The following is a 26,712-nucleotide window of genomic DNA, read 5'->3' as shown; positions in this document are numbered from 1 at the left end:
GCAGGGCTCAGCGGGGGGCCGGGGCGGGGCTGGAGGTCGGGGCCGCCGTGCCAGCGCCGCCAGCAGAGGGCATGCGCTCGATCGTCTCCACTTCGAAGCTCACCCCAGCGGCCCGCAGGGCCTCGGTGACCACTTCGGCCGGAGCCGAGGGGTCTGCGCCGGGCAGCTTGATGGTGATCCGGTAGGCGGCGGAAGCGGCAGCTGGCTTCGCCGGTTTGGGGGCAGTCTCTGCAGCGGGCTTGGCGGCACCGGCTTCAGCGGGCTTGGCGGCAGCAACCACAGCAGGCTTGGCCGCTGCGTCAGCGTTGGGCGTGGCTGGAGACGCCGGCGCGGCGGGGGCCGTGGCAGGGGCGGCGCCGGGCGCGGAAGCGCCGGGGCTGGCCTCGGCGCCGGCGGCTGGCGTGGCCGGGGCACCGAAGCTGCCGGCGAGACGCTCACCCAGAGGGCTATCACTGCAACCAGCCAGGGCGGCGAGCAGAAAGGCCACCAGACCCACCTGGCTCAGCCCACGGGCGAGGGGGCGGACCATCAGCCCGAGCCGGCCTGAATGATCCGCACCGCGCTGGCCCTGGGGCGGCCGGTCTTGGTGGTGGAGGGGATCTTGGCTTTGCCGGTGGCGTCGGCTTTGGCCTTCGGCTGTGCCTTGGGCTTGGCCTTCGAAGCGCTGCTGGCGGTGGTTTTGCTGGCGGTGGTTTTCGTCGCACCGCCCTTGCTGGCCTTGGTGGTCTTGCCCTTGCCGCTGGCGGCCTTGGCCGCCAGCAATTCCACGGCCTGCTCGATGGTGATGGCCTCGGCGCCCATCCCCTCGGGCAGGGAGGCATTGACCTTGCCCTGCTTCACATAGAGGCCGTAAGGGCCGTCAAAGACCTGGATGGCTTCGCTCGCTCCCTCGGGGGTGCCCAGATCCTTGAGGGCGGTGCGCCCGCCCCGGCCGCGCTTGGGCATGGCCAGCAGCTCCAGGGCCCGCGAGAGGTCCACCACGAGCACATCGTCCTCGGCCTTGAGCGAGCGGTAATCCTTTTCGCCCTTGCCCTTGTCGTGCACCACATAGGGGCCGAACCGCCCCAGACCCGCCTGCACCTTGCCGCCCTCGGGGTGTTCCCCCAGCAGCCGTGGCAGGCGCAGCAGGCCGAGGGCATCCTCAAGACTGATCTCGTCGGGCTTGAGGCCCTTGGGCAGGGAGGCCCGTTTGGGCTTGGGGACCTCATCGCTCGCCTGGCCCCGCTGCAGATAGGGCCCGTACTGACCGAAGAGCAGGTAAATGGCCTCACCGGTGTCCGGATCGACGCCGATCGATTCCGGCCCCTCGCTCTTCTGGCGCAGGATCAGCTCGGCCTGCTCACCGTCGAGTTCTCCGGGGGTGATCTCCTGGGGCAGGGTGGCTTTGATCAGCTCCTCGCTGCCGTCGTCGCCCACCTTCTTGGCTTCCAGGTAAGCGCCGAAGCGGCCGATGCGCACCACACAGGGAAGTCCCTCCAGCACGATCGTGCGTGAAACGGTGGGATCGATGTCGTCTTCCCGCTGCTGCACCTGGGTTTCCAGGCCCTTCTCACCCTTGTAGAAGCCGGTGAGGTACGGGAGCCACTCCAGCTTGCCGGTCGAGATCTCATCGAGACTCGACTCCATCCGGGCCGTGAAGCTGGTGTCCACCAGGTCGGGGAAATGGCCCTCCAGCAGGGCGGTCACGGCAAAGGCCGTGAAGCTGGGGGTGAGGGCATTGCCGCCGAGGGTGGCGTATCCGCGATCCACGATCGTGCCGATGATGCTGGCGTAGGTGGAGGGTCGGCCGATGCCTTCCTTTTCCAGCATCTTCACCAGAGCGGCCTCGCTGTAGCGCGCCGGGGGCTGAGTCTGGTGGCCGAGGGCGTCCACCCCGGCGCAGGCCGGCTGATCGTCCACGGAAAGGGAAGGCAGCAGCACCTCCTGGCCTTCGAGGGCGGCGTCGGGATCGTCGCTGCCCTCCACGTAGGCCCGGAAGAAGCCGGGGAAGTCGATGCGCTTGCCGCTGGCGCGGAAGCTGGCCTTCGCCACCTGCAGTTCCACGCTCAGCATCGTCAGCCGCGCTTCAGCCATCTGGGACGCCACCGTGCGCTTCCAGATCAGCTCGTAGAGGGCGAGATCCTTGCCGTCAAGGCCCGTGTCCCTGGGGGTGCGGAAGGCATCGCCGGAGGGCCGGATCGCCTCGTGGGCCTCCTGGGCGTTGCGGGCCTTGGTGGTGAATTGCCGCGGGGCCGGGCTCAGGTAGTCCTTGCCGTACTTCTCGCTGACACAGGAACGGGCCGCATTGATGGCCTGGTCAGAGAGGTGCACCGAGTCGGTGCGCATGTAAGTGATGAAGCCGCGCTCATAGAGCCCCTGGGCGGTGCGCATGGTGTCGCGGGCCGAGAGCCGCAACTTGCGGTTGGCCTCCTGCTGCAGGGTGCTGGTGGTGAAAGGGGGCACCGGCTTGCGCGTGGTGGGCTTGGCCTCCACCTCCGCCACCCGCCAGGGCTGGCTGAGCACCGTCTCGCGCAGGCTGCGCGCTTCCGACTCCTCCAGCAGACGCACCTTGCTGCCGGCCTTGAGGGCACCGGTGGTTTCGTCGAAATCGGACCCGCCGGCGATCTTCTCGCCAGCCACATGGGTGAGCTTGGCGTCGAAGCCCGTGCCCTGGTGCTCCAGGCGGGCCTTGAGATCCCAGTAGGAGCCGCTGCGGAAGGCCCGGCGGGCCCGCTCCCGCTGCACCAGCAACCGCACCGCCACCGACTGGACCCGGCCGGCGGAGAGGCCCCAGGCCACCTTCTTCCAGAGCAGCGGCGAGAGGGTGTAACCCACGAGCCGATCGAGGATGCGGCGGGTTTCCTGGGCATGGACCAGCTCCATGTCCAGATCGCGGGTCTCCTGGAGGGCGCGGCCGATCGCCTCCTTGGTGATCTCGTGGAACACCATCCGCTTGACGGGCACCTTGGGGTTCAGCAGCTGCTGCAGGTGCCAGCTGATGCTCTCCCCTTCCCGGTCCTCGTCTGTGGCCAGCAGCAGCTGATCGGCCCCCTTGAGGGCCTCCTTCAGCTCCTTGACCACCTTCTTCTTGTCTTTGGGAACCACATAGAGCGGTTCGAACTGGCTGGCGGTGTTGACACCGAGGTTGGCCCACTTCTCGCCCTTGTGGGCGGCCGGAATCTCGCTGGCATTGTTGGGCAGGTCACGCACGTGTCCCATCGACGCCTCGACCCGGAAATCCTTCGGCAGGTAGCCGCGGATGGTGCGGGCCTTGGTGGGGCTCTCGACGATGACCAGCGTGTGTGCCACAGGCAGGCATGAACCGGTCCCCTCTTTATCGCATCGAGGGGCCGCCCCGCCAAACAAGGCCACAAACAAGTCCTGCCATCGCGGCTACAGTCCGCAGCATCACGCCCTGCCATAGACCAGTGATGACGGTGTTTTGCGCCCTGACCGGTGGAGCAGCTCCGGTCATCACGGCCCTGCAGCTCAACGCCGGTGCCATCGCTCCGGAAACCGCCGTGCTGGTGGCCCTGCTGGCCTGCCTGCTGGTGGATCTCGCCGGTGAGGAGGCCGCCAGCCGCTGGGTGCCTCCCATCTGTTACGGAGGCCTGGGCACCGCCTTGGTGCTGCTGGCCCTGCAGTGGGATGCCCCCCTGGAGCCCTCCTTCCTGGGCTCCTTCCTGGCCGACAACCTGGCCATCGCCTTCCGCGGCGTTGTGGCGGCCTCCACCCTTCTCTCCCTGCTGATCAGCTGGCGCTACGTGGAGCGCAGCGGCACGCCGGTGGGGGAATACGCCGCGATCCTGCTGGCGGCCACCCTCGGGGCGATGTTCCTCTGCGGGTCCACCGACCTGGTGAGCATCTTCATCTCGCTGGAAACCCTCTCGGTCTCGAGTTACCTGCTCTCCGGCTACATGAAGCGGGATGCCCGCTCCGGCGAAGCCGCTCTCAAGTACCTGCTGGTGGGCTCAGCCGCCGCCGCGGTGTTCCTCTACGGCGCCTCGCTCCTCTACGGCCTCACCGGTGGTGAAACCAGCCTGGAGGCGGTGGGTCTGGCCCTGCAGACCAGCGCCACCCCGGTCACGGCTCTGGCCCTGGTGTTCGTGCTCTCCACAGTGGCCTTCAAGATCGCGGCGGTGCCGTTCCACCAGTGGACTCCGGATGTCTACGAGGGTTCACCCACCCCGGTGGTGGCCTTCCTCTCGGTGGGATCGAAAGCGGCAGGCTTCGCCCTGGCCCTGCGCCTGCTGGTGGGCTGCTTCGAGAGCTTCGATGCCCAGTGGAAGGTGCTGTTCACCGTGCTGGCGGTGCTGAGCATGACCCTGGGCAACGTGGTGGCGCTGGCCCAGACCTCGATGAAGCGGATGCTGGCCTACAGCTCCATCGGCCAGGCGGGGTTCGTGATGATCGGGCTGGTCTGCGGCACCGAGGACGGCTACGCCGCGATGGTGCTCTACATGGCCGCCTACCTGTTCATGAACCTGGGCGCCTTCGCCTGCATCATTCTCTTCTCCCTGCGCACCGGCAGCGACCGCATCTCCGACTACGCCGGCCTCTACCAGAAGGATCCCCTGATCACCCTGGGCCTGAGCCTCTGTCTGCTCTCCCTCGGAGGAATCCCGCCGATGCTGGGCTTCTTCGGCAAGATCTATCTCTTCTTCGCCGGCTGGGCCGATCAGCAGTACCTGCTGGTGGTGGTGGGCCTGATCACCTCGGTGGTGTCGATCTACTACTACATCTCCGTGATCAAGATGATGGTGGTGAAAGAGCCCCAGGAAGCATCCGATGTGGTCAAGGCCTACCCGGAAATCAGCTGGAACCTCACCGGAATGCAGCCCCTGCGAGCCGCTCTGGTGGGTTGTGTGCTGGTGACCGCCGTCGGTGGGATCCTCTCCAATCCCCTGTTCACCTGGGCCAATGCCGCGGTCACAGGCACGCCGATGCTGCAGCACGCCATCGCGGCCAGTGAATCCGCCGCCGCGGCCCTGGGATGAGCAGCCTGAGCGCACCCACTGCCTCCCATCACCCCCACATCAGCCAGGCTGGTGTAGGCGAACCAGTGGCTCGGCTGGAGCACATCAGCAAGGTCTATGGCTCCGGCGATACGGAGGTGAAGGCCCTCGATGATCTCTGTCTCACGGTCGAGCCCGGCGACTACCTGGCGGTGATGGGCACCTCCGGGTCGGGCAAAAGCACAGCCATGAACATCATCGGTTGCCTCGATCGCCCCACCTCCGGCAGCTATCTGCTGCGGGGGGTTCCAGTGGAGCAGCTCGATGACGATGCCCTGGCGGACCTGCGCAACCGCAGCCTCGGATTCGTGTTCCAGCAGTTCCATCTGCTGCCTCAGATGAGTGCGCTCGACAACGTGATCCTGCCGATGGTCTACGCCGGCATTCCAGCCAGGGAACGGCGGGAGCGGGCGGTGGCGGCCCTGGAGCGGGTGGGGCTGGCCCAGCGCCTGCGCAACAAGCCCAACGAGCTCTCAGGTGGGCAGCAACAACGGGTGGCGGTGGCCCGGGCGATCATCAACCAGCCGGCCCTGCTGCTGGCCGATGAGCCCACCGGCGCCCTGGATTCCCACACCACCCAGGAGGTGCTGGAGATCTTTGACGACCTCCACCGTCAGGGAATGACCGTGGTGCTGGTGACCCACGAAGACGATGTGGCCGCGCGGGCCCAGCGGGTGGTGCATTTCCGCGACGGCCACATCGCCGATTGACTCTGAACTGGATTCAGAGTCAGCCGGCCGCCTGAAGCGGGGCCACGGGACGCTCCAGGCTCTGGAGCAACTGGCCCATCAGCAACGCGATGGCATCGGGGCCAGAGGCGCCTGCGGGTCCACCGGGATCGAGCATGCCGGGATCCACCGCCACCCAGCCGCCGTTCTCCGGCAGCCGCAGTTCGAAATGGAGGTGTGGGCCCGTGCTCAGACCGGTGCTGCCCACCCGACCGATCACTGTGCCCTGCTTCACCAGCTCCCCTTCTTTGACGTAGAGCTCAGAGAGGTGACCGTAGAGCGTGCGCCGCAGGGGCTTGCTGTGCTCGATCTCCACCGCCAAGCCATAGCCACCGGCCACGCCGCTGCTCACCACCCGCCCGCTGAGGGCAGCCACCACCGGGGTGCCCTCCGGGGCGGCCAGATCCTTGCCGGCGTGCATCAGCCAGCTGCCCAGCACCGGGTGCAGGCGCCAGCCGAAGCTGCTGGTGGTGACGGCCGAGCCGATCAGAGGAAAGAGCAGGCCGCGGTTGCCATTGCCCGCCAGGGGGGCAGGGCGGGGCGTGACACCAAAGACATCGCTGAGGCGGAAACTGCCGCCGGCGCCGGAGAGCAGGGCCGAGACGGGCACGGTGATCGGCGGCAGGGGCACCCCATCACTGCCGAGGCGGCCCATGCCGGCCAGCAGCGCTCCGCTGGCCATGCCGCCGTTGTCGAGGCGCTCCTGCTCCAGGGGGTTGCGACCGCGCCAGCGCACGGACACGCCGGTGCGGCACTCCTGCTCGGAGAGCGCGCCGTTGCTGCAGGCCTGCTGGTGAGCCGGGGCTTCACCGGGCCGGAGCGGACCTGACGATTGAACACGGCTGCGCTCGGCAGGGGTGACGATTCCCTGGCGCACCAGGTCGTCGAGCGACTGGTCAAAGCGGCGGGGAGCACTCTGGGGCACCTGATTGGGGCCCGGCTTCAGCGGCGCCGGAGGATCGTTGGCCAGCCGGGGGGCGAGGGTGCGGGGGGCCGGTGCCTGAGCCGGCGGCGCCTGGCTCTGGGGTGCGGCCGGCACGGGCTGGGCTGACGGCGTGGCTGGCTGGCTGGGGTCCGCCTGCTGAGCGGAAGGCTGCAACTGGGCCAGGCTCAGGGGGGCTGACGCCAGCACCAGGGAGCCCAGCAGCAGGCGGGTAGGCCAGGGGTTGCGACGCAAACGAGAAACCTAGTCCGATCTGAGGAGCATAAGAACCCTCGAGAGTGTTCAGCCGCAGAACTGACCCCGGCCAGCAGATCCCCCAGTGGCGGCCCTTGGGGGCATCGCCTCAGAAGCATCGCCTCAGCAGGATCCGCTCCCCCGCCCGGCGCAGCACCAGGGCGCCATCCACGCTCAGGCCCTCCACCTGGCAGCGCTCCTGGCGGTGCATCACGCCTTCGGAGGGCACCAGCAGACGGCGCTCCGCCAGCTGGCGCACCAGCTCGGGGCGGCCACTGCTGTGCACCGCCCACTCCAGGGCGGCCAGCACGCGAGCCGCCAGCACCGGCACCTCGCTGGCCCTGCTGCGCCGCCCCAGGGCCTCCTCCAGGCTGATGGCCCCAGCGGGCACCCGATTGCGACCGTTGAGGCCCACCCCCACCCTGGCCAGGCGAATCGCCGACCCCCGCAGGCTCAGGCGCGGCAGCAGGCCCGCCAGCTTGCGCCCGTCCACCAGGAGATCATTGGGCCATTTGAGCTGGACCTCCAGGCCGAGGACTTCGAGCTGCAGGGCCAGGCCCACCGCCACCGCCAGCCCCACCGCCGCGGCCGTTGCCGGCTGCGCTGGCCAGGGCAGGGTTGCGCTCAGCCACACCCCTCCGGGCGGTGAGATCCAGGGGCGACCCCGCTGGCCATGGCCAAAGCGCTGCTGGCCGGTCAGCAGGGCCAGCGGTGGCCGGGCTCCAGAGGCCAGAGCCTGATCAAGCCCGAGCTCGGTACTGGCACAGCAGGGGCACCACAACAACCGCCAGGGCAGCCTTGGGACCGCTGGGACCGCTGGAGCCCCTGGGGACCGCTCCAGCAGGGCCGCCGCGTGGAGCCGGGCCGCCTGAATCCGGCCGATCACGGCACGTTCAACCGCTGGGGCTCAGAGCCCCATCGAGGCAGCGCAGCCACTGGCCGATCCGCTCGGCGGCCGCCTCAAGCTCCTCCACCGGATGCACCAGGGCCAGGCGCATCCAGCCCTCGCCGCTGGGACCGAAGCCGTTGCCAGGGGTCAGCGCCACACCGGTGGCCTCCAACAGGGCCGCACAGAACGCCTCCGAATCCAGCCCCCTGGCCCGGGCCACCTCCGGCAAGGCCAGCCAGAGGTAGAGCGCCATCGAGGGGCGCTGGAGCGACCAGCCCTGGGCCTCCAGGGCTGCCGCCATGCGGTCGCGGCGCAGCCGGTACACCTCCCGCAACTGCCCAGGCCACTGGGGCGCCAGCTCCAGCGCGGCGATGGCGCCGGCCTGCAGGGCCAGCGACTGGTTGAAATCCACCACGCCCTTGAGCTGGCGCAGGGCCGTGATCAGCGGCTCGGCGCCGATGGCGAAAGCCAGACGGAAGCCCCCCAGGCACCAGCTCTTGGAGAAGGAGAAGAACTCGATGCCGCAGCTGCGCCAGTGGGGGTTGCGCAGCAGGGCCGGCGCCTCGCCCTCCAGGGCGAGATCCACGTAGGGATTGTCGTGGGCAAGCACGAAGCCATGGCGCTGGGCCCGCGCCACGGCCTGATCCAGCCACCCCTGCTCCCCCACCGTGGCGGTGGGGTTATGGGGATAGCCGAGCACCATCAGTCGCAACTGGTCCCAGGCAGACGGGGAGATCGCCTCGAACTGAGGCCGCCAGCCCTGATCAGCGCGCAGGGGCAGCAATTCGGTGTGGGCTGAGGCCAGGTGCAGACCGCCCCGGTGGGAGGGGTAGTAGGGGTCCAGCAACAGCGCTGACTCACCGGGGTTGAGCACCGCCAGGGGCAGGTGGGCCGTGCCCTCCTGGGACCCCACCAGCAGCAGCACCTCCCGTTCGGGGTCAACCGTCACGCCGAAGCGGCGCTGGGCCCAGGCCGCCACCGCCTCGCGGAACGGCAGGGTGGCGCCATGGAGGCAGTAGGAGGCACTGCTGGGCAGCCGCAGGGCCGCGGCCATGGCCTCAAGGGCCACCTCTGGCGGGGCCAGGTCGGTGGAGCCCAGGGAGAGATCCAGCAGTGGCGGCCGCCCAGGCGGCAGGTCCGGATTCAGCAGACCCTGGGAGTAAGCGGTCTTGCGCCGGTCGTTGCGGGCAAAGACCCCCTGACCCAGGCGGCTGACCCGTTCAGAGATGGGCATCCAGGAAGGCCTTGAGCTGGGGTTTGGCCATGGCACCCTCATGGCGGGCCAGTTCCTGACCATCACGGAAGAGAATTAGGGTGGGAAGGCCCTGGATCTTCTGGCTGTCGCGGGCGACGGGGTTGGGGTCGGCTTCGAGCTTGCCCACCAGCAGCCGGTCGGGGTATTCAGCCGCAGCCCAGTCCATCAGCGGCGCCATCAGCCGGCAGGGGCCGCACCAGGAGGCCCACACATCCACCAGAACCGTGCCGGAGGCGGCGAGCACGTCAGCCTCGAAATTGGCATCAGTGAAAACAGCAACGGCCACGGACCCGGTTCAGTTGAAGGGATTGTATGGAGCCGGGTCGGGGCAGCTGGGGATCGGCTGCCCCGGCGGGGCTCAGAGCTTGTCGATCGAGCGCTTCAACTCCTCGAGCTCAGCATCCACCTGGGCCGCCTGTGCCGGCTCCAGCTTGGGGGCTTCAGCACTGACGGGCAACAGTGGTTCTGCCGAGGCGCCCCCCTCCAGTCGGTTGCGCAGGGCGGAGAGTTCATCATCCACGTCGCTGCCGCCTTCAAGGGCCGCGAACTGACTCTCCAGATCGGCCCCGGCCAGTTCCGCGGCGGCCTGGCTGCGGGCCTCAAGGGCCTGCACCTTCTCCTCCATCTGATCGAAGGCGGCCATCGAGGAGTTGGTGCCGAGGTTGCCGACGGCGCTCTGCAACTGCTCCTGGGCCTGGGCCGCCTGGGCGCGGGCCTTGAGCATGTCCTTCTTGGTCTTGGCCTGGGCGATCTTGCCCTCGAGGGCCGTGAGGCTGCGCTTGAGGGTGTCGACCTGGCCGGCCTGACCGTTGAGCTGGCTGTTGAGGGCGGTGGCCGTTTCCTGATAGGTCTTGCGGCGGCTGAGGGCCTCGCGGGCGAGATCGTCCTCGCCTTTCTTGAGGGCCAGCTCCGCACGCTCGTACCAGGTGCGGCTCTGGGATTCGGCCTGTTCGGCCTGGTTCTGGATCCGCTTCTGGCTGGCGATGGCGGTGGCCACGGCCTGGCGCAGCTTCACCAGGTCGGACTGCATGTCCGCAACGGACTGATCCAGGATCTTGGAGGGATCCTCGGCCTTGCTGACCAGATCGTTGAGGTTGGCCCGCAGCAGGCGGCTGAGCCGGTCGAAGAAGCCCATGGGTCGAGGCGGGGGCAACCCGGAGGGTAGCTGCTGTGGCCCGCCGCACCACGGACGGTTGCCCGCACCCTCACTCCCTAACCTCAGAGCATGGCCAAGGCTCCGCGGGATCAGGTGCGCCGGATCGGCAACGTGAGCGTGCTGATGCCGGCAGCCCCTGCGCCGATCGTGGCGGTGGCGTCCTGCCTGGAGCAGATGCAGCAGGAGTGGCGTCGGGCCGGCAGCCTGGCCGCCCTCTGGCAGGCCTGGCCCCGGATCGCCGGTGACCAGCTGGCCCCCCACTGCCGGCCCCTCAGCCTCCAGGGCGGCGTACTGACGGTGGGAGCCCACCATCCCCAGTGGTTGCAGGCCCTGCGCTACAACCGCCATCAGCTGCTGGGCGCCCTGCGGGGGTCGGGTTTTCCCGTCCGCGACCTGCGCTTCCGCCAGCATCAGGCCACGGCCACCGGACTCCCCGGCAGTGAGGACACTGCCCGGGTCTGGGCGATCCACCCCAGCCGGGTGGATGTGCACGGCCTGGGCCTCTGCCCGGCCTGCTCCAGCCCTGCTCCGGCGGGCGAACTGGCCCGCTGGGGTCACTGCGGCCTCTGCCGCCGCAATCTGGAGCCGGCCGAAGCTCAGTAACGCTCCGGCACCGGCTGTTGCCAGGTGGGCGCCACTCCAGCGGCCCGCAGCTCATCGGCCCTCTGCTGAAGGCGGCTCCGCTCGAGCCGCCAGAGCCGGTACAGCCCCGAACCACCCACTTCGACGGGAGCCAGCCCCTGCCAGTGGGGGGCCTGAGCTGTGCCCTGATCGATCACCACCAGCACGGTGGGCTGCGCTTCAGCGGAGCTGGGGCTCTGGCCCTGGCGTCGCTCTCGCTCCAGGCGCTCGGCCAGGTTGATCAGGGCACCGGGGGAGATGCCCTCGTAGAGCACCACTTGGCCGCTGTAGTAGTGCAGCGATGGCTTGAGAATCCCCACCATCGCCAGTGGTTCGGAGCCCCGGCGGGCCAGCCGCACCTGCTGGGCCACCGTCCGCACCGGCAGCCCCCTGACCCCGTCTCCAAGACTCCACATCGGCAGAACCGCCAGCAGGTGGAACAGCACCAGGGCCAGCTGGGCGGGCAGCAGCCCCCAGGCCCGCCGCTGCAGAGGCCAGCAGAGCCAGATCCCAGCTGCGGTGGCCAGGCCGAAGCAGACCGCCGCACGCAGCACCAGCCCACTGGCCAGCAGCTCCGCCGGCAGGGTGGGCATCTCCGGATCGTTGATCAGGGGAATCCAGCTGGCGGAGAGGGCCAGCACCACAGTCAGCAGTCCCATCAGCGCCACCGAGGCCCCCAGGGCCCAACGGCTGGCCCGTCCCCCCTCGGCGGCGGTGAGGGCGATCAGCAGACCGGCGGCCGGCGTGGCCGGCAACCAGTAACTGGGCAGTTTCGTGGCAGCCAGGGTGAAGAAGACCAGCACCGCCAGCAGCCAGCAGGCGGAGTAACTGGCCAGGGAGCCGGAGGGCAGCTCCTGCCGGGCGGCGGCTCCAGGGGCCAGCGGAAGGCTCGAGCGGCGCCAGCAGCGGCCCAGGGCCCTGAGCAGCCCCAGCAGCAGCAGGGGGGTGAAGGGAAGGCCGGCCACCACCAGCACCGGCACGAAGTACCACCAGGGCTGCAGGTGCTGGTTCACCACCGAGGTGAAGCGCTGCAGATTGTGATAGCCGAAGAAGCTGTCCCAGAAGGCGCCGCCTTCCAATGCCAGGGCCACCACGTACCAGGGCAGGGCCACCAGGGCCGTGAGCGCCAGCCCCGGCAGGGGCCGCAGCCGGCGCCAGAGCGCCCCCAGGCGGCGCTGACTGAGCCCGAATCCCAGCAGGGTCAGTCCCGCCAGGGCCAGGGCCACGGGCCCCTTGGCCAGCACCGCCAGGCCCAGCACGACCCAGCCGGGCCAGACCGCCCGACGGGGTTCGGCCCAGCCCTGCCAGAACAGCAGCAGAGCCACCGCCAGGCAGCCGGTGAGCAGGGCATCACTGACGGCGATCCGCCCCCAGAGCAGGATCAGCGGCGAGAGGGCAAAGGCCAGGCTCGCCCCCAGGGCCGTGCAGGCCGAGCGCAGTCCTCCGCCGCCCGACTGGGGCCAGCGCAGCAGGGTGTATCCCAGGCTGAGCATGACGGCGATCACCGACAGGGCCGAGGGCAGGCGGGCCGCCCAGGTGCCCAGAGGATTCCACTGCTCCTGAGCGGGAATGGCATAAACCAGACCCATCAGCCAGTAGGTGAGGGGCGGCTTGTCGTAGCGGGGCAGGCCATTGACATGGGGAATCAGCCACTGGCCGGTCTCCGCCATGGCCCGCGCGGAGGCGGCGAACAGGGGGGGCGTTTCATCCACCAGCCCCGTGGAGCCCAGCTGCCAGAGGAACAGGGCGACGCCCAGCAGCAGGATCAGGGCGAGCACCGCCCAGCGGCCAGCGGCCAGATGACCCCCATCCGGGGAACGGGAAGGGGAGGGGGACACGCGGGCGCCTGAGTCGCAGCGAACTTAGGCCGGGCGCAGACCGGCTCGGATCCAGGCCTCGATCCGCTCGGCGAAGGCCTGCCGGGAGGCGTGGCGCTCCACCCAGCGGCGGCAGGCGGAGCGCTCCAGACCCGCCGCGCCCCGGGCCGCCAGCGTCAGGGCCGCCACATCGTCGGGGGGCACCAGCAGCCCGGTGACCCGCGGCACGATCAACTCCCCGGGACCGCCCCGGGCGTAGGCCACCACAGGCACGCCGCAGGCCATCGCCTCCACCACCACGTTGCCGAAGGCTTCATTCCACTTGGGCGTGTTCAGCAGCAGGCGACAGCGGCCCAGCTCCGCCTGCAGCGCCTGGGTGGGCAGAAAGCCGCGCCAGTCGATGGTGCCGGGCGGCACCGAAGCCTCCACAGCCGCCGCGTAGGCGGGGTCCTCCCGCACCCCCCAGACCAGCAGTCGCTCCCCCAGGCTTGCCGCCACTGCCGCTGCGTCCTCCAGGCCCTTCTCCGGGGCGATGCGACCAGCCCAGCCCAGCAGGGGCTCAGGATCCGGCCGCTCCTGAAAGCTGTAAGCCGAGAGGTCGAAGCCATTGCCCACCACCAGCGGCGGGGCGGGCAGGTGAAAATCACCGGCCTGGGCCCTGGTGTGAAAGGCCAGCCGACGCTGGTCGCTGCGGGCCACCTCCTCGATCACCTCATCCATCACCGCCGCCACCGAGCCCATGCTCACCAGGTGAAACAGCGGCGTGGACAGCAGAGGAGTGAGCCAGAAGGGCAGCCAGTCGTAGGCGAGATTCAGCACCGCATCGAACTCGCCCTGACGGCCCTGCACCTGGCGCCAGAGGGCCGGCAGCAACCCGGCAGCGGGGATCTGAACGGGAGCGTCACGGGGCTGGTGCTGCCAGCTGGGCTGATCGACGCCGGCCACCGTCCAGAGCCGCGCGGCGGCGCAGGCCGCCGAGAGCCGCGAGCCCTCGGCAGCCAGCACCGTGAGGCGGTGGCCGCGACCGATCAGACCAGCCACCAGCCCCTCGAGGGTGATCTCCACGCCGCCGCCAGCGCCGGAGCCGAGTGCTCCCACCGGCGTGCTCACCACCAGCAGGCGCCAGGAAGCCGTCACGGCAACAGGGCCGGTGGATCGGCCAGGGCCGGGCGCCAGAGCCGCTGGCGCTGGTTGATCAGCAGCACCGAAACCAGGGCCAGCGCCGAGCCGAACCACTGCAGCGGCAGCAGGCGCTCCTCCAGCAGCAGCAGGCCGCAGAGCAGGGCGAACACGGGCGTGAGAAAGGTGAGGGCGGTGAAGCCGGTGAGATCACCGCGGCTGGCGAACCAGAAGAACAGTCCGTAGGCCAGGGCACTGCCCAGCACGCTGGCGTAGGCCATCAGACCCCACTCCAGGGCGCTCCAGGCTGGCCAGAAGGGGGCCGCCGCCGCATCGAAGTGGTTGACACCTAGTGAACCGATCAACAGGGGCACCCCACCGATCAGCATGTGCCAGCCGGTGACGGCCACCGGGTCGCTGCCGCGGCTGGCGTAGCGGCAGAGCACGGTGCCCACCGCCATCGCCACCGCCGCCGCCAGCATCCAGGTCTCGCCATGGCTCCAGGGATGCAAGCCCTGGGCCTCCGGTCCATCCAGCCACCAGTGCCGCAGCAGCGGCGCCGGCAGCCCCAGGCAGGCGATGCCGGCCAGGCCCAGCAGCAGGCCCGACCAGCCCACCGGATTGATCGCCTCACCGAAGAGGCTGCGGGCCAGCAGGGCCACCAGCAGGGGCTGGGAATCGATCAGCACCGAGCCCAGACCGGCGCCGGTGCTCTCCAGGCCCCGGGCCAGCAGGCCCTGGAACAGGGTGCCGTCCACCAGGGCGAAGGCCAGCAGCCAGGGACGATCGGAGACCGCCACCGCCAGCGAACGCCCCTGCAGCTTGGCCACCAGCAGCAGCAGCAAAGCCGCCGGCAGCAGCCGCATCCAGGCGACCGTGAGCGGCCCGGCCGTCTCCAGCAGGGGTTTCATCGCCGCCATCGCCGTGCCCCAGAGGGCAAAGGGCAGCAGCATCAACAGCCAACGCAGCGGAGGGGTCATCGAAGCGATCGGCGGTGACCTTTTTAAGATCCAGCGACTCCGAGCTGCATCGCATGCCCTGGCCCTGGCGCCGCAAGTCCCGAAAGAGCATGGCGAGGATCGTGATCGAGGGGGCGATCTCCGGCCCCACCCGGGAGCGCGTGGTCAAAGCCCTACGCCAAGTTGAGGAGAGGGAATTCCCGGCCCTGCTGCTGCGCATCGACAGCCCCGGCGGCACCGTGGGCGACAGCCAGGAGATCCATGCGGCCATCGGCCGCCTGCGCAGCAAGGGCTGTCGCGTGGTGGCCAGCTTCGGCAACATCTCCGCCTCCGGAGGCGTGTATGTGGGGGTGGCCGCCGAGAAAATCGTGGCCAACCCCGGCACGATCACCGGCTCGATCGGTGTGATCCTGCGCGGCAACAATATTTCGAAGCTGCTGGAGCGCATCGGCATCAGCTTCGAAACCGTCAAGAGCGGCCTCTACAAGGACATCCTCTCGCCGGACCGGGCGCTGACCGCCGATGAACGGGAGCTGCTGCAGGGTCTGATCGACTCCAGCTACGGCCAGTTCGTCGACGCGGTGGCCACAGGCCGCGGACTCAGCGACAGCACCGTGCGTGCCTTCGCCGACGGGCGGGTGTTCAGCGGTGCCCAGGCCAGGGAGCTGGGCCTGATCGATGAACTCGGCGATGAGGAGCACGCCCGGCGGCTGGCGGCACGGCTGGCCGGTCTGGATGAGGAGAAGACCCGGCCGGTGCTCTTCGGCAAGCCCCAGAAGCGACTGGGCGGCCTGATCCCCGGCCGCAACATGCTGAGGGGCCTGCAGCAGGCCCTCAGCCTGGAGCTGGCCTGGTGCGGTCAACCGCTGTGGCTCTGGCGGCCATGAGCGAGGCCCGGGAGCTGCGGGCCCTGCGGGGCGCCACCACTGCCAACGCCAACACCGCAGCCGCCATCGAGGAGGCGGTGAGCGAGCTGCTCGACAGCCTGATCAGCGCCAACGGCCTGAATGGCTCCCGGGTGCTGTCGGTGACCTTCTCGGTCACCGCCGATCTCGATGCCGGCTTCCCGGCGGCCGTCGCCCGGCGGCAGCCGGGCTGGGACGGTGTGGCCCTGCTGGATTGTCAGCAGATGGCCGTGGCAGGGGACCTGCCCCGCTGCATCCGCGTGCTGGCCCACGCCTGGATGGAGCCCACCCGGGTGCCGCTGCACCCCTACCTGAGGCAGGCAGCCCGGCTGCGGCCGGACAGATCCGGTCACAACTGACAGCTGCACCGCTGCACCCCCACGGGGCTGCCCCCGCTGGCGCGGGCCGAGAATCCAGTTCACACCCGGGCCCGCCCCGCGCTGGCCAGACCTGCTCCCTTTTCCATGACCCTCCCGACCCTGCAACAACGGCTGCGCCGACTGGCGGCCACCTGGCCGAAGCGGGCCGGCCTGCTGATGGCTGCCGCGGGCGTGGGCCTGGGGGCCGTGCTGGCGGGAGCGGGCGCCGGCATCGCTCCGGCCACCAGCCTCGCCCAGGGCACCCCTGGTCTGCTGGAGTTCCGCTGGGACAACAACAAGGACTACCGGCGGCTCTACTTCTTCATGACCGACACTTCACGTCTGAAGCGGTCGGACTACTACCTGATCCTGAGGCCGAAGGATCGCAAGACAGCCATGCTCAAGCTCACCATTTCTGTTCCTGATAACTTCGACGCTAAGATTGACCCCAAAGATGTCAAGCTCTGCGTGATGAAGGAAGGCGGCATGCTCTCCCGAACCCGCTGCAAGGAAACGATTCCTGCCGTTATCGAGGTGAATGCCAATGGCAAGTCGATCGAGATCTTCCCGGAGCGGCCCGTGCCGGTAGATGGCACCATTGGCGTCTACATGTCGCTCTTCAACCCGTTCAACATCGGCATGTACCAGTTCAACGCCCTGGCCCAGGCGCCGGGCGATGTGCCCTTCGGCGGTTATCTGGGCAGCTGGCTGATCCAGATCGATCCCGGGATTGATTGACCCCTGGCTGTTAAGTTGACCAATCGACAACAGGCCCGACGCCGAGACGCCCCATGACCAAGCGCACCCTGGAAGGAACGAGCCGCAAGCGCAAGCGGGTGTCGGGGTTCCGCGTGCGGATGCGCTCCCACACCGGACGCCGCGTGATCCGCACCCGCCGCCGCCGCGGCCGTGCTCGCCTGGCTGTCTGAAGCCTGAAGAGAGTCCCCTCGCCCCATGGCCCTGCCCCGGGATCTGCGTCTGCGGGGCGACAAGGCCTTTGATCACCTGTATCGCAAAGGCCGCCGTTTTCATGGCACCTACCTGGTGCTGCGTTCCGTGGTGGGTGATCCCACACTCTTGCGGGCGCCTCTGGGCCAGGCCCCACTGCAGGGCTGCCGCTGCGCCGTGGTGGTGAGCACCAAGGTGAGCAAACGCTCGGTGCGACGCAACCGGCTCAGACGCCTGCTGCACAGCTGGCTGAGTGAACGCTGTGGTCAGTGGCCCGCCGATGCCCACGGCCTCTGGCTGCTGCTCAGCCTCAAGCCGGGCTGCGTTGAAGCCAGCCCCGAGGCCTTGCTGGGAGAATGTTCCGAGCTGTTGCGCAAGGCAGGCCTGAGCTCATGACCGTTGAGATAACCGAAACCACCTTCTACGAGGGGGGACCAGCCCGTGGTGACCTGCTGTTCAACCTGCTGTTCGGGCTCACGCTTATCGGCATACCCTTCGCGGTCGGGGCCATCGTGCGGGCCCTGTGGCTGCGGTTCCGCATCACCAGCCGACGGATTTCCGTCAGCGGTGGCTGGCTGGGCCGCGACCGGACCCAGGTGGTCTACAGCCAGGTGCGGGAAGTGCGCTCGGTGCCCCGCGGCTTCGGCGCCTGGGGCGACATGGTGCTGGTGCTCAGCGATGGGGCCAAGCTCGAAATGCGCTCCATGCCCCGTTTCCGTGAAACCGAGGCCTACATCCTTGAACAGATGGCCCGTCGCGGTGGCTCCAGGCCCTCAGCCGACATCAAGGGATTCGCCGACCCTCAGGCCGCCAGTGCCTGACCCCCTGGCCCAGGCCTCCCGAGCGACCCATCCCGATGGGATTTGCCCGCATCGGCAGCAGTCCGATCGGCTGCTCGGGCACACTGGGCCAAACCCTCCCCCTTCCGCCGCCTCTCCGCTGTGATCGGCTACATCTCCGACAACCTGCTGCTGCCCATCCTCGATTTCTTTTATGGGCTGGTGCCGAGTTACGGGCTGGCGATCATCGCCCTCACCGTGGTGATCCGGCTGGCCCTCTTCCCCCTGAGCGCAGGCTCGATCCGCAGCGCCCGGCGCATGCGCATCGCCCAGCCCGTGATGCAGAAGCGTCAGGCGGAGATCAAGAGCCGCTACGCCAGCAATCCCCAGAAACAGCAGGAGGAACTGGGCAAGCTGATGAAGGAGTTCGGCAGCCCCCTGGCCGGCTGTCTGCCGCTGCTGGTGCAGATGCCGATCCTCTTCGCCCTGTTCGCCACGCTGCGCGGCTCACCCTTCGCCGATGTGCCCTACACCCTCAACCTCAAGGTGTTGCCATCGGATCAGATCGCTGCGGTGGAGATCAAGCCCTTCAACAGCGGCAGCCACTCGATCTTCATCACCGAAACCAGCCATGTGCCCGTGGTCGCCAGCCTGGAGGCCGGCACCAAGCTCGGCATCGGCGACTCAGCCCAGGTGAACCTGCACACCAAGGACGGTCAGCCCTTCAGCAGTGTGCTGGAAGGTGTAGAGAACGGCTCCAAGTTCAAGCCGGTCTGGCAAGTGAGCAAGGGCGAGGAGGTGGTGCGCGTCAGCGAGTCCGGGCTGATCGAGGCGATCGGTGTCGGTGATGCCACGGTGGAGGGCACGGTGCCCGGCCTGGCGGCCCGCAGCGGCTTCCTGTTCATCAAGGCCCTCGGCCAGGTGGGCTTCTACACCGATGGGGCGGTCAACTGGGACATCGCCATCCTGGTGGGTGCCTTCGGCGCCAGCCTGTTCATCTCCCAGATCCTCTCGGGAGCCGGGATGCCGCCGAACCCGCAGCAGTCGACGGCCAACAAGATCACCCCCGTGATGATCACCGGCATGTTCCTGTTCTTCCCGCTGCCGGCCGGGGTACTGCTCTACATGGTGGTGGCCAACATCTTCCAGGCCCTGCAGACCTTCCTGCTCAGCCGCGAGGCCCTGCCCGAGAACCTGCAGAACATCCTCGATCAGCAACTCAGTCAGCAGACGGTGGCGGTGGCCGCCAGCGGCGGCGGGATGGAGCGTCTGCCCTTCGAGCCCAAGGGCAAGAAGTGATGACGCGGCGTCCCACGCCGTTGCCCGAACCATCCCTGCTGCGGCCCGTGCCCCTGCAGGAGTTGCGCGTGCAGCCGGAGCCACGGCTGTGGGCCGTGGACCAGCAGCTGGAGGACCTCGAGAGCCTCACGCCGGTGCGCGGCTGGCTGAGCGCCCAGCACGGTGAGCCGGTGCTGGAGGTGGAAGGGGAGGCCGAAACCATCGTCAGCCTCTGCTGCGACCGCTGCCTGAGCCACTACAACCACCTCCTGCACTTCCGCGGCTCCGAGCGGCTCTGGCTGGGCGAGGCCGATCAGCTCACTGACGACCCCGACAGCGATCTGATCGAGAGCCTCGACCCCCGCGGCCATTTCGATCCGGCCCGCTGGCTGTTCGAGCAACTCAGCCTGCAGCTGCCGCTGCAGAACCATTGCGGCGCCGACTGCCCCGGACCAGCCCTGCCGGATCCAGCGGAGACCGGCTCCGCATCCGCCGCCGCGGTCCACTCAGACCCATCCGGCGATGCGCCCATCGATCCCCGTTGGTCGGCCCTGCGCCAGTGGCGATGAGCGAGGAGTGGGCCGACCAGCTGGATCTGCTGATCCGGGCCCGGGCACCGATCCTCTGGATCCGCAGCCCCGAGGAGGAACGCATCGCCACCCTGCTCAGGCGGGCCGCCCAGCGTCTGGGTCAGCGCACCCTGCTGCGCTGGGATTTCGTGGAGGGGCTCCAAGGGCTGCCGAACCGCGAGGGTGAGGCCAAACGCAATCCGATGGGAGCTCTGGAGGCGATCGAGAGCCTGCCACCGGATCAGGCGGTGATTCTGCTGCTGCTCGATTTCCACCGCTACTGCGACGATCCCGGCATCGGTCGCCGGCTGCGCAATCTGGCCACCAGCCTGCGCCAGAAACCGCGCACCCTGGTGATCACCGCGCCGGAATGGCAGGTGCCGCGGGAGCTGGAGGAGTGCCTCACCATCCTTGATCTGCCCCTGCCCAATGCCGCTGAGATCAGCTCCCTGCTGGAGAGCATCGGCCAGGCCTGCGGCCATCCCCTCAGCGCCGCAGTGCTGGAGCAGCTCAGCCACTGCTGCAGCGGCCTGAGTGAACAGCGCATCCGCCAGGTGGCCGCGCGGGCCCTGGCCCAACGCGGCCAGCTGGGGGAGCCTGATCTGGCGGAGGTGCTGGAGGAGAAGCGCCAGGCCATCGCCCGCAGCGAGCTGCTGGAGTACTGCCCCACCGAGGCCAGCCCTGCCGACATCGGCGGGCTCGAGGCGCTCAAGCACTGGCTGGAGCAGCGGCGGCTGGCCTTCAGCGACGAAGCAGCCGCCTATGGCCTGCCCCTGCCGCGGGGCGTGCTGCTGGTGGGCCCCCAGGGCACGGGCAAATCCCTCACCGCCAAGGCGATCGCCCACAGCTGGGCCATGCCGTTGCTGCGCCTGGATGTGGGGCGGCTGTTCGCCGGCCTGGTGGGCGCCAGTGAGGCCCGCACCCGCGACATGATCCGCCGCGCCGAGGCCATGGCCCCCTGCGTGCTCTGGATCGACGAGATCGACAAGGGCTTCGGCGGCGACAGCCGCAGCGACGGCGGCACCAGTCAGCGGGTGCTGGCCAGCCTGCTCACCTGGATGGCGGAGAAGCGCTCGGCGGTGTTCGTGGTGGCCACCGCCAACGGGGTGGAGAGCCTGCCGCCAGAGCTGATGCGCAAGGGCCGCTTTGATGAGATCTTCCTGCTGGATCTGCCCGATGCCGCCGAGCGGCGCACGATTCTCGACCTGCAACTGCGCCGCCGCCGACCGAACCACAGCATTCCCCTGGAGGTGGTGGTGGACCGCACGGCGGGATTCTCCGGCGCCGAACTGGAGCAGACGGTGGTGGAGGCGATGCACCTGGCCTTTGCGCAGCACCGGGAGTTCGGCGAGGCGGATCTGATCGCCGCCGCCAGTGATCTGGTGCCCCTCTCGCGCACGGCCCGCGAGCAGCTCGAGGCCCTCAAGCAGTGGGCGAGCAGCGGTCGGGCTCGGCCGGCCTCCCGCCTGCTGCGCTGAGGCACCGGCGGGCGATCAGGCCCTCCTCATCGGCGGGAACGCGCACCAGCTCCACACGGCCGAGCCAGCCTAGGGAGGCCTTCAGATCAGCCAGCAGTTCATCGTCGTGCTCGCCGATGCCGCCGCTGAGGGCGATCACATCCACCCCCCCCAGGTTGGCCGCCATCGCGCCGATGCCCTCCAGCAGACTGTGGCGAAACACGGCGATGGCCAGCTGTGCACCGTCGTGGCCAGCGGCGGCGGCCTGGCGCAGCTGACGCATGTCGGAGCTGAGGCCAGCGGAGAGCCCCAGCAGACCACTCTCCCCCTGCAGCCCCCGCTCCAGCTGCTCGGGCGTCAGCCCCTGGCGCAGCAGCCGCAGCAGCAGACCCGGATCGATCGAGCCGCTGCGGGTGGCCATCACCAGCCCCTCCAATGGGGTGTAGCCCATGGTGGTGGCCACACTGCGGCCCTCGCGGATGGCGCAGAGGGAGCAGCCGGCCCCCAGGTGGCAGCTGATCAACCGCAGGGGTCCGCTGGGGGCCTTGGCCCCGGAGCGCCACTGGCGGCTGATGGTGTCACTGACATGTTCATGGTTGAGGCCGTGAAAGCCGAAACGGCGTAGACCCAGCTGCCGCCAGGCCGCCGGCAGGGCATAGGTGCGGGCTTCCAGCGGCAGGGTGCTGTGAAAGGCCGTGTCAAAGCAGGCCCACTGGGGCAGCTGGGGCCGCCACTGGGCCAACCAGCGCATCACCGCCAGGGCCGGGCCGTTGTGCAGGGGTGCCAGCTGGATCAGATCCTCCAGCACCTCCAGCACCGCAGGGTTCAACGGGGTGGGCGCGGTGAAGTGCTCGCCGCCATGGACCACCCGATGGGCCGCCAGCAGCGGCTCCCCATCCCACGCCGCCAGGGCAGCGGGAAGCCAGCTGCCGAGCACCTCCTCCATGGCACCGGAGGAAGGGTGCCAGCGGCGCTGCTCCCGCCACAGGCAGCGGCCATCGGCGGCGAACAGCCCAGCCTTGAGGCTGGAGCTACCCGCGTTCAGCACCAGCGCCGCCCCCCCGGCAGGGGCAGCGGAAGCCAGGGCGTCCACGGCTAGAGGGGGGTGGGCGGCGTCCAGCGCCAGCCGGTCACATCAGGGGAATCCATCCCGTGGGTGTGGGCGTAGAGGCGGTGGCCGAGGATCGCTTCCTTCATCCGCTCCTTCACGTGGGCGGCGCGGGAGCCGAGGCCCGGCACCCGATCGATCACATCAATCACCAGGTTGAAGCGGTCGATCTGATTGTTCATCGCCAGCTCCAGCGGCGTGTTGATGTTGCCCTTCTCCTTGTAGCCGCGCACGTGGATGTTGGGATGGTTGGTGCGGCGGTAGGTGAGCCGGTGAATCAGCCAGGGGTAGCCGTGGAAGTTGAAGATCACTGGCTTGTCGGTGGTGAACAGGCTGTCGAAATCGCGATCCGAGAGGCCGTGGGGGTGCTCGCTGGGCTGGGTGAGGGCAAACAGTTTCACCACATTGAGCACACGGATGCGCAGCTTCGGCACCTCGCGATGCAGGATCTCCACCGCCGCCAGCACCTCCTTGGTGGGGATGTCACCGGCGCAGGCCATCACCACATCGGGCTCATCGGGTTCATCGCCGCGGTCGTCGTTGCTGGCCCAGCCCCAGAGGCCGATGCCCTTGGCCACGTGGCGGCGGGCCTCCTCCAGGGTGAGGTACTGAAGGTGCTTCTGCTTGTCTGAAACGATGATGTTGCAGACGTTGGTTTCCACCAGCGCCTCCTCGGCCACCGCCAGCAGGCAGTTGGCGTCGGCCGGCAGGTAAACCCGCACCACATCGCCGCTCTTGTTGCCGGCCAGATCGATGAAGCCGGGGTCCTGGTGGGTGAAGCCGTTGTGGTCCTGCCGCCAGACAGTGGAGGAGATCAGGCAGTTCCAGGCACCGATCGGTGCCCGCCAGCTGGCATGCAGATTGCAGGATTCCAGCCACTTGGCGTGCTGGTTGAACATCGAAGCGATCACGTGGGCAAAGGCTTCGTAGGTGTGGAAGAAGCCGTAGCGGCCGGTGAGCAGGTAGCCCTCCATCATTCCCACCAGGGTGTGCTCGGAGAGCATCTCCACCACCCGGCCCTCTCGGGCCAGTTCACTGCCGTTGAGGTCTTCGGGGAGGAACTCCTCCATCCACACCTTCTTGCTCACCTCATAGATGGCCTGCAGCCGGTTGGAGGCGGTTTCATCGGGGCCGAACACCCGCAGGGAGTCGGGGTTGCGCACGATCGTGTCGCGCAGCAGCGCCCCCAGCGGTGCGGTGTTCTCGTGCTCACTCTGCCCGGGTCGCTCGACATGCACGGCATGGGCCTCGATCGGCGCCAGCCTGAGGTTGCGGCGCAGCCGGCCGCCATTGGCGTGGGGGCTGGAGCCCATCCGCCGCAGCCCCTTCGGGGAGAGGGCCTGGAGTTCAGGCCGGAGGGTGCCCTCGGCGTCGAAGAGCTCCTGGGGCCGGTAGCTGCGCAGCCAGTCTTCGAGCATCTTGAGTTGCTCGGGATCCTTGTTCGGTGCCGGCAGGGGCACCTGGTGGGCCCGCCAGAAGCCTTCCAGCTTCTTGCCGTTGAGCTCCTTGGGGCCGGTCCAGCCCTTGGGGGAGCGCAGCACGATCATCGGCCAGGCGGGCCGCACGGCCTCACCGCTCTGACGGCAGTCGTGGCGCACCCGCTGGATGGTGGCGATGGCCTGATCCATGGCGGCGGCCATCGCCTCGTGCATGGCCGCGGGTTCGCTGCCCTCCACCAGGATCGGATCCCAGCCGTAGCCACGCATCAGGCTCACCAGCTCCTGGCGGGGAATGCGGGCCAGCAGGGTGGGGTTGGCGATCTTGTAGCCGTTGAGGTGCAGCACCGGCAGCACCGCCCCGTCGCTGATGGGGTTGAGGAACTTGTTGATGTGCCAGGACGTGGCCAGGGGGCCGGTTTCGGCCTCACCATCCCCCACGCAGGCCAGGGCGATCAGATCGGGGTTATCGAAAACGGCGCCGCAGGCGTGGGAGAGCACGTAGCCCAGTTCACCCCCCTCATGGATCGAGCCCGGGGTTTCCGGGGTGCAATGGGAGCCGATATGGCCAGGGAAGGAGAACTGCTTGAAGAAGCGCTGCATCCCACCGCCGTCCTGCGACTTATCGGGATAGACCTCGCTGTAGCTGCCATCGAGGTAGGTGGGAGCCAGCACGCCGGGGGCCCCATGGCCTGGCCCGGAGAGGTAGATCATCTCCAGATCGTGGTGGCGAATCACCCGATTGGCGTGGGCCCAGATGAAGGCCTGACCGGGGCTGGAGCCCCAGTGCCCCAACAGGCGGGCCTTGATGTGCTCGGCCCGGAGGGGCTCGGCCAGCAGCGGGTTCTCGCGCAGATAGATCATCCCCACCGCCAGGTAGTTGGCGGCACGCCACCAGGCGTCGAGCAGCTGAAGCTCCTGGTCGTGGTCCATGGCCATGCCGGCTGTCTATGTCCTGTTCAGCGCACCCTCCCACGACCTCGAGGGTCTGCCAACGCCAGGTGTATCGCCCCTGACATCACTGGCTCTGGCCTCATTCCCAGTCGAAGGTGACCAGGCGCCGCCCAGGGACCAGGGCACGAGCGTCCTCCAGCACCGCCTGGATCACTTCGAGACTGGCGTTGGGATGCCGGCGCAGACCTTCGATGATCTGACGGACATCGTCGCTGGTGAGGCCCACGCTGAGCACCCGCGCCTTCAACTTCTGGCGGAACTCCTCCAAAAGCACGAGCTCCTCGGCCGTGAGCGGCTTGCGGTTGGGGTGATTGATCTCCATGGGCTAACGGGCAACTCTGTCTTCTCGGATCATGGCTTTCAGGTCGGAGTGCGCCTGCTTTGGTCAGCGAACCTGGTTGGGCCGCAAAGCCAGGACAATGTCGCCCTGTAACGAAGCCCAACCCCCGGTAACGAAACCCCTGATCCCTGCTGGTGCCTGCAAAAAGGGTCCCTACGTTGCTGCTCAGTCGTGATGTCCGCCTTGGATCGTCCCTCCACCGCCACCCAGATCGTCGTCGCCTGCCTCGGAGCCGGTGTCGTCACCAGCTTCGCTGTGGCCCAGGGACAGAACCCCCTCACGGCCCTCGGCATCACCCTCTTCTCAGCTCTTGCTGCGGTGATGGTCGGTCAGGTGCTCTGAAATCGAGCCCCTTCAGCCGCGTCATCATCCCTGGATGGGCATCCAGGCACTTGATCAGCAGGCCCCTTCGGTTTTGAACAGGGCCTGAGGCCTGCCCCTACGGAGCGGGAGCACTGCCATGCTTCTGAACCCTGTCGATCGTTCGCCTTGACGAGAGACCCTGGCTCCAGCATCGGCTCTATCAGCCCAGAGCAACTGCGGCAGCTGATGCCGGCTCTGGCCCACAAGACCTACTTCAACTACGGCGGCCAGGGGCCGCTGCCCAGTCCATCGCTGGCGGCGATCAACGCCAGCTGGGGGACGATCCAGGAGCTGGGGCCCTTCACCGCCGACATCTGGCCGTGGCTGGAGCAGGAGGTGGGCGGCCTGCGCGGAGCCCTGGCCGCCCTCTGCGGAGTGCCGCCGGAGCGCCTGGCCCTCACCGAGAACGTCACCAGTGGCTGCGTGCTGCCCCTGTGGGGCCTGCCCTGGCAGGCGGGCGATGAGCTGCTGATCAGCGATTGCGAGCATCCGGGCGTGGTGGCCGCCTGCCGTGAACTCTCCCGCCGTGAGGGGCTCACGATCTCCACCCTGGCGGTGAAGGAGCTGCGGGGCGACCTGACCAGCACCAGCACCTCGGTGCTGGAGGCCCTCGAGGCCAGCCTCACGCCCCGCACCCGCCTGGTGGTGCTCTCGCACCTGCTCTGGAACACCGGCCAGTTGATGCCGATCACGGCCGTGGCCCAGCGGCTGGAGCAGCACCCGCGCCGGCCCTGGTTGCTGGTGGATGCGGCCCAGTCGGTGGGGAGCCTGCCGCTGTCCTCGCCCGAGGCGGAAGCCAGTGGGGCTGGTGCGGCGGCCGTGGCCGACATCTATGCCTTCACCGGCCACAAGTGGTGCTGCGGCCCCGAGGGGTTGGGCGGAGTGGCGCTCTCGGAGCGGCTGCTGGCTGAGGCACAGCCCACCATGGGCGGCTGGCGCAGCCTGGCCCAGGAGAATGATGGCGGCAGTGCCTGGCACAGGGATGCCCGGCGCTTTGAGGTGGCCACCTCCTGCGTTCCCCTGCTGGCCGGCCTGCGCCGTTCGCTGGAATTGCTGGAGGCGGTGGCCCCGGCGGCGGAGCGGCTGGAGCTGATTCAGAAGCGCAGCCAGCAGCTCTGGCAGAGCCTGGGGCAACTGCCCGGCGTGCACCCCCTGCTGGAGGTGCCGCCGCCGGCGGGACTGGTGAGCGTTGTGGTGGAGGGCACCTCTCCCGGGGAGCTGGTGCGTCAGCTGGGGGAGCGGGCCATCTGGCTGCGCACCCTCGACGATCCCCACTGCCTCAGGGCCTGCACCCACATCACCACCACGGAGGCGGAGCTGGAGAGGCTGGTGGAGGCCGTGGCCGAACTCACCAGGCCTGCCTAGGAGGCTGTTGCGCATAGATCTCGGAGCACCTTCTCCGCAGACGGCTGTGTATCTGCCCAGAATCAAGTGACAGCAATGGTTCTGGACGAGATCATGGGCCATGAGCAAGCCCAAGACCTTCCGCCCCTGGTTGCCT

At 68.8% G+C, this 26,712-nt stretch carries 27 protein-coding genes; 14 read left to right on the top strand and 13 right to left on the bottom strand.

What is annotated here, in order from left to right:
* Window positions 1–7: 7 nt before the first annotated feature.
* Together KQ304_RS03560 and topA are read right to left on the bottom strand one after the other, a co-directional pair.
* A complete protein-coding gene (locus KQ304_RS03560; protein WP_259735741.1) occupies window positions 8–529 on the bottom strand; it encodes a hypothetical protein in 522 nt (173 codons plus the stop codon).
* On the bottom strand, window positions 529–3,288 hold the full coding sequence (gene topA, locus KQ304_RS03555; protein WP_259735740.1) for a type I DNA topoisomerase: 2,760 nt from the start codon (window positions 3,286–3,288) through the stop codon (window positions 529–531). The genes KQ304_RS03560 and topA overlap by 1 nt, the downstream gene beginning before the upstream one ends.
* A gap of 122 nt (window positions 3,289–3,410) precedes the next feature.
* Between topA and KQ304_RS03550 the strand changes: the two genes are divergently transcribed.
* The gene (locus tag KQ304_RS03550) at window positions 3,411–4,976 is read left to right on the top strand and encodes an NAD(P)H-quinone oxidoreductase subunit N (RefSeq protein WP_259735739.1); all 1,566 of its coding nucleotides are present in this window, start codon (window positions 3,411–3,413) and stop codon (window positions 4,974–4,976) included.
* Window positions 4,973–5,704 (top strand): ABC transporter ATP-binding protein, encoded by a 732-nt coding sequence (locus KQ304_RS03545; protein ID WP_259735738.1) that lies wholly within the window; start codon window positions 4,973–4,975, stop codon window positions 5,702–5,704. The genes KQ304_RS03550 and KQ304_RS03545 overlap by 4 nt, the downstream gene beginning before the upstream one ends.
* A 19-nt stretch (window positions 5,705–5,723) precedes the next feature.
* Here KQ304_RS03545 and KQ304_RS03540 read toward each other — a convergent pair whose 3' ends face one another.
* The 5 genes from KQ304_RS03540 to KQ304_RS03520 all read right to left on the bottom strand — a co-directional run bounded on the left by KQ304_RS03540 (window position 5,724) and on the right by KQ304_RS03520 (window position 10,178).
* Window positions 5,724–6,899 (bottom strand): M23 family metallopeptidase, encoded by a 1,176-nt coding sequence (locus KQ304_RS03540; protein WP_399228294.1) that lies wholly within the window; start codon window positions 6,897–6,899, stop codon window positions 5,724–5,726.
* Window positions 6,900–7,008: 109 nt separating this feature from the next.
* A complete protein-coding gene (locus KQ304_RS03535) occupies window positions 7,009–7,785 on the bottom strand; it encodes a biotin--[acetyl-CoA-carboxylase] ligase (RefSeq protein WP_259735737.1) in 777 nt (258 codons plus the stop codon).
* A gap of 7 nt (window positions 7,786–7,792) precedes the next feature.
* Window positions 7,793–9,022 (bottom strand): aminotransferase class I/II-fold pyridoxal phosphate-dependent enzyme, encoded by a 1,230-nt coding sequence (locus KQ304_RS03530; RefSeq protein ID WP_259735736.1) that lies wholly within the window; start codon window positions 9,020–9,022, stop codon window positions 7,793–7,795.
* Complete coding sequence (locus tag KQ304_RS03525; RefSeq protein WP_259735735.1) at window positions 9,009–9,329, bottom strand: co-chaperone YbbN; 321 nt, start codon at window positions 9,327–9,329, stop codon at window positions 9,009–9,011. Before KQ304_RS03525 ends, KQ304_RS03530 begins: the two co-directional genes overlap by 14 nt.
* 72 nt (window positions 9,330–9,401) lie before the next feature.
* A complete protein-coding gene (locus KQ304_RS03520; RefSeq protein ID WP_259735734.1) occupies window positions 9,402–10,178 on the bottom strand; it encodes a PspA/IM30 family protein in 777 nt (258 codons plus the stop codon).
* Window positions 10,179–10,268: 90 nt separating this feature from the next.
* Here KQ304_RS03520 and KQ304_RS03515 point away from each other — a divergent pair, with 90 nt between their 5' ends.
* A complete protein-coding gene (locus KQ304_RS03515) occupies window positions 10,269–10,802 on the top strand; it encodes a DUF721 domain-containing protein (protein ID WP_259735733.1) in 534 nt (177 codons plus the stop codon).
* On the opposite strand, the gene KQ304_RS03510 is transcribed toward KQ304_RS03515, so the two are convergent.
* The 3 genes from KQ304_RS03510 to KQ304_RS03500 all read right to left on the bottom strand — a co-directional run bounded on the left by KQ304_RS03510 (window position 10,796) and on the right by KQ304_RS03500 (window position 14,736).
* On the bottom strand, window positions 10,796–12,598 hold the full coding sequence (locus KQ304_RS03510; RefSeq protein ID WP_259735760.1) for a glycosyltransferase family 39 protein: 1,803 nt from the start codon (window positions 12,596–12,598) through the stop codon (window positions 10,796–10,798). The genes KQ304_RS03515 and KQ304_RS03510 overlap by 7 nt on opposite strands.
* Before the next feature lie 84 nt (window positions 12,599–12,682).
* Window positions 12,683–13,774 carry a glycosyltransferase gene (locus tag KQ304_RS03505; protein WP_259735732.1) on the bottom strand — a complete coding sequence of 364 codons (1,092 nt, stop codon included), beginning with the start codon at window positions 13,772–13,774 and terminating at the stop codon, window positions 12,683–12,685.
* On the bottom strand, window positions 13,771–14,736 hold the full coding sequence (locus KQ304_RS03500; protein ID WP_259735731.1) for a DMT family transporter: 966 nt from the start codon (window positions 14,734–14,736) through the stop codon (window positions 13,771–13,773). Before KQ304_RS03500 ends, KQ304_RS03505 begins: the two co-directional genes overlap by 4 nt.
* 53 nt (window positions 14,737–14,789) lie before the next feature.
* On the opposite strand from KQ304_RS03500, the gene sppA reads away from it, so the two are divergent.
* The 9 genes from sppA to KQ304_RS03455 all read left to right on the top strand — a co-directional run bounded on the left by sppA (window position 14,790) and on the right by KQ304_RS03455 (window position 21,031).
* Window positions 14,790–15,602: a signal peptide peptidase SppA gene (sppA, locus tag KQ304_RS03495; protein ID WP_259735730.1), complete on the top strand. Its 813-nt coding sequence runs from the start codon at window positions 14,790–14,792 to the stop codon at window positions 15,600–15,602.
* Window positions 15,599–15,979, top strand: a complete 381-nt coding sequence (aroH, locus tag KQ304_RS03490; protein WP_259735759.1) for a chorismate mutase — start codon at window positions 15,599–15,601, stop codon at window positions 15,977–15,979. Before sppA ends, aroH begins: the two co-directional genes overlap by 4 nt.
* Before the next feature lie 105 nt (window positions 15,980–16,084).
* Window positions 16,085–16,717: a DUF2808 domain-containing protein gene (locus KQ304_RS03485; RefSeq protein WP_259735729.1), complete on the top strand. Its 633-nt coding sequence runs from the start codon at window positions 16,085–16,087 to the stop codon at window positions 16,715–16,717.
* Window positions 16,718–16,770: 53 nt separating this feature from the next.
* Window positions 16,771–16,908, top strand: coding sequence for a 50S ribosomal protein L34 (gene rpmH, locus KQ304_RS03480; RefSeq protein WP_006170261.1), 138 nt, complete (start codon window positions 16,771–16,773; stop codon window positions 16,906–16,908).
* A gap of 25 nt (window positions 16,909–16,933) precedes the next feature.
* Window positions 16,934–17,323, top strand: coding sequence for a ribonuclease P protein component (gene rnpA, locus KQ304_RS03475; protein WP_259735728.1), 390 nt, complete (start codon window positions 16,934–16,936; stop codon window positions 17,321–17,323).
* Window positions 17,320–17,748 (top strand): PH domain-containing protein, encoded by a 429-nt coding sequence (locus KQ304_RS03470; protein ID WP_259735727.1) that lies wholly within the window; start codon window positions 17,320–17,322, stop codon window positions 17,746–17,748. The genes rnpA and KQ304_RS03470 overlap by 4 nt, the downstream gene beginning before the upstream one ends.
* Before the next feature lie 120 nt (window positions 17,749–17,868).
* Window positions 17,869–19,005 carry a membrane protein insertase YidC gene (gene yidC / locus KQ304_RS03465; protein WP_259735726.1) on the top strand — a complete coding sequence of 379 codons (1,137 nt, stop codon included), beginning with the start codon at window positions 17,869–17,871 and terminating at the stop codon, window positions 19,003–19,005.
* The gene (locus tag KQ304_RS03460) at window positions 19,005–19,553 is read left to right on the top strand and encodes a DUF177 domain-containing protein (RefSeq protein WP_259735725.1); all 549 of its coding nucleotides are present in this window, start codon (window positions 19,005–19,007) and stop codon (window positions 19,551–19,553) included. Before yidC ends, KQ304_RS03460 begins: the two co-directional genes overlap by 1 nt.
* Window positions 19,550–21,031, top strand: a complete 1,482-nt coding sequence (locus KQ304_RS03455; protein WP_259735724.1) for an AAA family ATPase — start codon at window positions 19,550–19,552, stop codon at window positions 21,029–21,031. The genes KQ304_RS03460 and KQ304_RS03455 overlap by 4 nt, the downstream gene beginning before the upstream one ends.
* Here the strand turns inward: KQ304_RS03455 and KQ304_RS03450 are convergent.
* The 3 genes from KQ304_RS03450 to KQ304_RS03440 form a co-directional block, all read right to left on the bottom strand.
* Window positions 20,976–22,103: an acetate/propionate family kinase gene (locus tag KQ304_RS03450; RefSeq protein WP_259735723.1), complete on the bottom strand. Its 1,128-nt coding sequence runs from the start codon at window positions 22,101–22,103 to the stop codon at window positions 20,976–20,978. The two genes, KQ304_RS03455 and KQ304_RS03450, sit on opposite strands and share 56 nt — an antisense overlap.
* Window positions 22,104–22,105: 2 nt before the next feature.
* Window positions 22,106–24,493: a phosphoketolase gene (locus KQ304_RS03445; RefSeq protein WP_259735722.1), complete on the bottom strand. Its 2,388-nt coding sequence runs from the start codon at window positions 24,491–24,493 to the stop codon at window positions 22,106–22,108.
* A gap of 94 nt (window positions 24,494–24,587) precedes the next feature.
* Window positions 24,588–24,830, bottom strand: a complete 243-nt coding sequence (locus KQ304_RS03440; RefSeq protein WP_259735721.1) for a hypothetical protein — start codon at window positions 24,828–24,830, stop codon at window positions 24,588–24,590.
* Window positions 24,831–25,022: 192 nt separating this feature from the next.
* Here KQ304_RS03440 and KQ304_RS03435 point away from each other — a divergent pair, with 192 nt between their 5' ends.
* Both KQ304_RS03435 and KQ304_RS03430 read left to right on the top strand, forming a co-directional pair.
* Window positions 25,023–25,190 carry a hypothetical protein gene (locus tag KQ304_RS03435; protein WP_259735763.1) on the top strand — a complete coding sequence of 56 codons (168 nt, stop codon included), beginning with the start codon at window positions 25,023–25,025 and terminating at the stop codon, window positions 25,188–25,190.
* Between the two features lie 207 nt (window positions 25,191–25,397).
* A complete protein-coding gene (locus KQ304_RS03430) occupies window positions 25,398–26,576 on the top strand; it encodes an aminotransferase class V-fold PLP-dependent enzyme (protein WP_259735758.1) in 1,179 nt (392 codons plus the stop codon).
* Window positions 26,577–26,712 lie beyond the last annotated feature (136 nt).

The sequence above is a fragment of the Synechococcus sp. CS-1329 genome (genome assembly GCF_025128055.1).
Classification (GTDB): Bacteria; Cyanobacteriota; Cyanobacteriia; order PCC-6307; family Cyanobiaceae; genus Regnicoccus_A.
Note: the sequence above shows the minus strand (reverse complement) of the source record. Positions and strands in the feature narration are given on the sequence as shown.